The sequence below is a fragment of the Streptococcus sp. GMD3S genome, from assembly GCF_000298695.2.
In the GTDB taxonomy this organism is placed as follows: Bacteria; Bacillota; Bacilli; order Lactobacillales; family Streptococcaceae; genus Streptococcus.
This window is the reverse complement of record NZ_AJRC02000031.1, coordinates 1-5,607: the sequence shown is the minus strand read 5'-3', so window position 1 is coordinate 5,607 and position 5,607 is coordinate 1. Positions and strand designations below refer to the sequence as shown.

The 5,607-nt window shown below is 40.8% G+C and carries 6 protein-coding genes; all 6 read right to left on the bottom strand.

Features of this window, described 5'->3' with window-relative positions:
* Window positions 1-2,029 (bottom strand): Spy0128 family protein (locus tag GMD3S_RS0209240; protein WP_025173000.1); only part of this gene is annotated, 2,029 nt, incomplete at its 3' end.
* A gap of 203 nt (window positions 2,030-2,232) precedes the next feature.
* On the bottom strand, window positions 2,233-2,961 hold the full coding sequence (locus tag GMD3S_RS0209235) for an ABC transporter ATP-binding protein (protein ID WP_000136201.1): 729 nt from the start codon (window positions 2,959-2,961) through the stop codon (window positions 2,233-2,235).
* Window positions 2,961-3,968, bottom strand: coding sequence for an ABC transporter substrate-binding protein (locus GMD3S_RS0209230; RefSeq protein WP_000754523.1), 1,008 nt, complete (start codon window positions 3,966-3,968; stop codon window positions 2,961-2,963). Before GMD3S_RS0209230 ends, GMD3S_RS0209235 begins: the two co-directional genes overlap by 1 nt.
* Window positions 3,969-4,006: 38 nt before the next feature.
* Window positions 4,007-4,765, bottom strand: a complete 759-nt coding sequence (locus GMD3S_RS0209225) for an ABC transporter permease (RefSeq protein ID WP_001245135.1) — start codon at window positions 4,763-4,765, stop codon at window positions 4,007-4,009.
* Window positions 4,728-5,018 (bottom strand): thiamine-binding protein, encoded by a 291-nt coding sequence (locus GMD3S_RS0209220; RefSeq protein WP_000647687.1) that lies wholly within the window; start codon window positions 5,016-5,018, stop codon window positions 4,728-4,730. Before GMD3S_RS0209220 ends, GMD3S_RS0209225 begins: the two co-directional genes overlap by 38 nt.
* Before the next feature lie 276 nt (window positions 5,019-5,294).
* The coding region (locus GMD3S_RS10470) for a DNA polymerase (protein WP_033587330.1) at window positions 5,295-5,607 on the bottom strand (313 nt) is incomplete at its 5' end.

Genomic DNA, 5,607 nt, shown 5'->3' with positions numbered 1-5,607 from the left:
GAGCTTTACCGTTCAAGACTTTAGTAGCTGTGATAGTAGCTGTTGTTGTAGCTGCTTTGTAAGTATTGGTGAAGGTTGGGTTGTTGTCTTTTACATCTGCAACAAGTTCACCTTGTCCATTATCTGTAACGTTTACTGTTACTTCGTGTTTAGCAGTGTCGTATGTCACACCTTTTTCACTACCAGCTTTTTCAGTAATTGTGTAAGTGTGAGGGCCTGCAGCATCATAGCTGATTACTGGGAAAGTAACAGTACCGTCTGCAGCATTCTTAGCTGTTGCGACTACTTTGTTGCCTTCTTTAAGTTCAAACTCATATTTGTCTGCTTCAAGCGCTTTACCATTCAAGACTTTAGTAGCTGTGATGGTAGCTTTTGCTGGTTTAGCTTTATAAACGTTCGTGAAAGTAAGGTTGTCTGCGCCTGTTGCAGTTGCAACAAGTTGACCTTGGCCGTTATCTTTAACGACTACTGTTACTTCATAAGCATTTGGATCGTATTCAACTCCGGCTACATCACCTGCTTTTTCAGAGATAGTGAATGTACGAGTTTCTTCTTTTGTGAAGGTAAGTTCTGGGAATTGAATCTTACCGTTTGCATCGTTTGAAACAGTGTGGAGAACTGTTCCATTTTCTTTCAACTCAAATTCAAATTGGCCAGCCTCGATAGCTTTACCGTTCAAGACTTTCTTAGCTTCAAGTTGAAGTTTTGCTTCTTTAGCAGCGTATGTGTTTGTAAATTCTTTCTTAGAATCTTTATATTTAACACTTGCAATCTTTTGACCATACACGTTTGCTACAGTAACTTCTGCTTCAAGTACTGAATCATCGTATGTATAGCCAGGTTTGTTGTCATTTACTTCTTTAATTTGGTATTTGAATGTACCTTCATTAGAGAATTTAACTGCTGGGAATTTAACATTTCCTTCAGCATCGTTTTTAGCTTCAGTTACAGAACCATCTGGAGCAATCAATTGGAAAGTAAATGCATCTGCCTCAAGAGTTTTTCCTTCAAGTTTTTTCTTAACTTGGAATTCAACCTCATCAGACTTCGCACCTGAACCGATACCTTCTGTAGTTGTCAAAGCAGCAAATCCATGAACATCAAATGTTTCTTGATCGGTTGTCGCTTTTACATCGTTAAATGCTTTTTTAGTTGCATTGTCAACTGGAGCAGTTAGACGAGTTTTATATAGAATATAGAGACCTTGTCCGTCCATTGTACCATCACCGTTTGGAGTGATTGTAAAGTGATTTCCATCAACAACGTTGATATGGGCAGCTTCTAGTCTTGGACGAGCTTCAGCTTTGTTCCACTCAGTAAAGTAGTAACCAGTAATTTCACTTGCAAGAACTTGTCCTTCTGGAATAGTATCTTCGAGTTTAACCCCTGTGTAAGATTTTGCATAGCGGTTAACACGGATACGCCAGTTTACATAGTTAGGATCGTCTGAGTCTTGAACTCCCCATTTAGTAAATCCAGTTGGGTCATCATCTGGGACGATACGAGTCAAAGTGTAAACTTGGTCACCTGGGATATTAATTTGATAAGGAGTGTTTAGTTTAACACTATCTGCCCAAACGACTGTAAACAGGGCAGTAATCTCCTTGTTCTCTGACAAATTAGCAAAGTAAGCAGCATTTGTCACTTTGACAGTAGCTGTGTTATCTGCTTTACTAGTTGTCAATTCAGCAATAGTTGTTTGCCCATCTGGTGCTTTCAATTCCGTAGTAGAATCTTTTTCAATTTTAAATTCGTTTGGAACATGATACACCATGTAATCCCCATCTTTGAGGGTTACATCATTTGGGAAACTATAAGTTGGTTGAAGATAGAATTTACCTTCCCCGTACTTAGCGCCATCAACAAGTTTGTTATTGTTGATTTTTGAAACAGTTTTCATTGTGTAACTGCTCGCTGGTAGTTCCTCCGCTTTAACAACATTGCTAACTTTAAGTGCAGGCAAAAAGACCGACACAACCAGCAGCAAGGCCATCAAGCCATGAAAGAGTTTGCTAGTTCTCTTTTTCACCACATTATCCTCCTTATTATCTATAATGGTTCAATTATATTATACAGTTCCATTACAAAATGTCAACTAAAATTTATTTATTTTTATATTAACTTACCATTTCTTTAAATATTAAGCCTAATCATGCATGTTCATCAGCTTTGAAATAAAAAATACAAGCAAGGATTTCGCTTGTATTTAATATATTCTAATTTCCTAAAAGGCTACGTATTTAATCCCAATTCTGCTAATATTTGTCGTTTGTAGGCAATCTTTTGGACTTCCTTGTCCTCGTCTCCAGACCAATCTAGTTTAATTTCTGAAACAATCTGCCCAGGACGATTTTTCAAGATATAGATGCGGTCGCTGAGATTGAGGGCCTCTTCGATACTATGCGTGATGATGAGGGTCGTCAGCTGTAGCTGTTTGTGAATTTCCAGATACCAAGCATGAAGTTCCATCTTGGTCATCTCATCCAAGGCGCTAAAGGCCTCATCCAAGAGAAAGAGCTTGTGCCCAAAAAGATAGGTCCGAAGCAAGGCTACACGCTGGCGCATCCCTCCGCTGAGTTCGTGAGGATACTTGTCCCGTACCGCTGTCAACTGGAAGGTCGCAAGGATGTCATCCGCTCGGGCAATAGCCTCTGCCTTATCCACCTTTTGAATCAAGAGGGGCAGTATGATATTGCCAAGCACTGTCTTGTGCTCCAAGAGGAGATCCTTTTGCAACATATAACTCACGCGCCCCTTAGGATTTGCCTCGCTATCAAGGATAATTCGCCCAGACTGGACTTCTAAAATCCCAGCGATTAGGTTAAATAGGGTGGTCTTCCCAACACCACTAGGTCCCAGGATAGAAACTACTTCACCTGAAGTCACCTGCAGGTTGATATCTTCTAAAATCTTTTCATCGCCATAGGCATAGCTTACGTGTTCTAGTCTAATTTCTGTCATTATTTTACAAATTCGTTAGTGAAGCCTTTGTCTGTCAAATCTTCTTTAAGGATACCATTTTCTTTATCCCATTTGTAGAAAGCATTCCAGCGAGCTGCGTCAAATTGTCCCCATTTTTCCTTGTCGCTTGCGTATTCTTTTGACAAGTATTTTTGAGATTCGATGACAAAGTCACGTTTTTCCTTGAGTTCAGGTGCATTCTTGATGAGAATATCTGCAGCTTCTTCTGGGTGTTCCATAGCATATTGGTAGCCTTTTTTGATAGCTTGGATGACTTTGCGAGCTTCTTCTTTGTTGTCTTTTAGATAGTCGTTATTTGCGATGATAACTGGTGAGTAGTAGTCAAACTCCTTGACATAGTCTTTCAAGTACATGAAGTTAGCATCTACGCCTTGCGATTTGGCAAGGATACCATCCCAACCGTAGTAGATCCAAGCAGTGTCAAAGACGCCATTGGCAATCGGTGTGATCGAGTTTGAGTCGTTGTTTGGTACTTTTTCGACCTTCTCAAAGTCTCCACCTTGTGATTCTACTAATGTTTTCAACATAGCTAGCTCCGTTGGATCATTCCAAGTACCGTATTTCTTCCCAACCAAGTCCTTTGGACTGCTAACATTGTCAGATTTACGAGAGATGATTCCTGATGTATTATGTTCTACGATAGCAGCAACGGCAGTGATTCCTGCTCCTTTTTCCAATTTTTTAGCCATGTAGTCTTGGAAATAGATGGCAAATGGTGCCTTGCCATTGATCACCAAGTCAGATGAGCTTTCTTCTGGTGGCAATTTCAAGTCAACATCCACTCCAGCTTCTTTGAAATAACCTTTTTCCTTAGCAACATAAAGCCCTGTGTGGTTAGTATTTGGCGTCCAGTCTAGGATAAAGTCAATCTTCTTGAGTTCTGCTTCTTTATTGTCCTTAGAAGCAGTCCCTTGACCACAAGCCACCAGCACGACAGCTACAAGAGCTGTCACAAGCGTTAAAAACGCTTTCCATGTTTTCTTCATCTTCATTTCCTCTTTTCTTTTTCTAAAACATCCTTATCTTAGGGACGTTTCCATTTAATCACATATTTTTCACTAATATCGACCAACTTCATACCCAAAAGGCTGATAATCGACACCAGAATAATAATGGCAAACATGGTATCATACTGAAACAGTTTTTTAGACTGAATCATATAAACACCAAGACCTTCAAAACCTCCTAGCCACTCGGACACCACGGTTGTGATAAAGGCGTAGGAGACACTGACCCTCAGACCTGCATAAAAGTAAGGCAGGCTGACCGGGATTTTAAAATGCCACAGGATTTGCCAGGGCTTGGCTCGCATCAGACTAAACAAGGTCAGCATATCCTTGTCACAATGCCTAAATCCATCCAAAATACTGACGATGATAGGGAAGGTTGTCGTCAGGATAATCAAGACAATCTTGGGCAAAATTCCATAGCCTAGCCACAAGACCAGGATAGGGGCTATAGCAATGGTCGGAATGGTCTGAACAACCACCATCATAGGGTAGATAAGATCATTGAGCCAAGTCAGACTGTCCATAAGCACCGCCATGATACAGGCAATCAAGACTCCCAAGACTAGACCTAGCAAAGCCACTCTCAAGGTCGCCCAGCTATGGTGCCAGAGAAATTCTCTGTCACGAACAAAGGCCTGGAGAATTTCAAAGGGAGTTGGTAGGATAAACTTGGGTAAAAGTTTGAATATTCCTGCTAACTGCCAGATTGACAAGACTCCTAGAAAACCCAATAGACTAATATGTCGTCTCAGTATACTTTTCAAGTTTCTCATCAATACTTAAAATTTCTCCTACATTTATTTTGACATTGGCAAAGACATTATCTGCTTCCTGCCCTGCCACTTCTAGCGCGTCTTTGAGAATACGCATGAGCTCATCAAACTCCCCTTCCAAGACCGTTTCAAAAGGTGTCACCACCATGGTCACGGACTGCGCCTGCAGATAAGCAATAACCTGATCGATAATAGCAATTCGATTAATCCCCTGTGATAGGGGCAAGACTTGCAAGGCAATGCTTGCTTTCATAAAAACCTCCTTTTCTCAGGTTTCCCTTTGACAAAAAGAAAACCTCTTCCATATATGGAAAAGGTGCAGAATTCGGCTAAGTATCGTTCCCTACGCTGGCATTACCCAGATCAGGTGCGGTCGAAGTTTAACACTTCCTCTCAGACTGTACACAGACTCCCATATCTTATATGGAAATATAGTAACGCAAATACTAGTAAAAGTCAAGGAAACTGCTTACAGAAACCTATGAAAAAGAGTTTGAAGGCAAATGCTTCAAACTCTTTCATAACTTTCTTATTTAGCCTCGTACCAGGTTGCTCCTTCATTCTCATCAGCAATGAGTGGAACACTGAGCTGGATGGCTTCTTCCATGGTTTGTTTCACTAAAACTTTAACGACTGCTAGTTCTGATTTCGGAACCTCAAGGACGATTTCATCATGCACTTGCAACAGCATCTTGGTCTGATAGCCACCTTCAACTAGAGCCTTATCTAGCTGAATCATAGCAATCTTAAGAATATCTGCTGCTGAGCCCTGGATAGGAGAGTTGATGGCTGTCCGCTCTGCAAAACCACGAATGTTGAAGTTGCGTGAATTAATATCTGGC

What these genes read in the sequence shown, in the direction of transcription:
- GMD3S_RS0209230 (WP_000754523.1), bottom strand. Translation starts at nt 3,968, where the DNA reads ATGAAGAAAACATGGAAAGCGTTTTTAACGCTTGTGACAGCTCTTGTA.
- GMD3S_RS0209220 (WP_000647687.1), bottom strand. Translation starts at nt 5,018, where the DNA reads ATGAAAGCAAGCATTGCCTTGCAAGTCTTGCCCCTATCACAGGGGATT.
- GMD3S_RS0209235 (WP_000136201.1), bottom strand. Translation starts at nt 2,961, where the DNA reads ATGACAGAAATTAGACTAGAACACGTAAGCTATGCCTATGGCGATGAA.
- GMD3S_RS0209225 (WP_001245135.1), bottom strand. Translation starts at nt 4,765, where the DNA reads ATGAGAAACTTGAAAAGTATACTGAGACGACATATTAGTCTATTGGGT.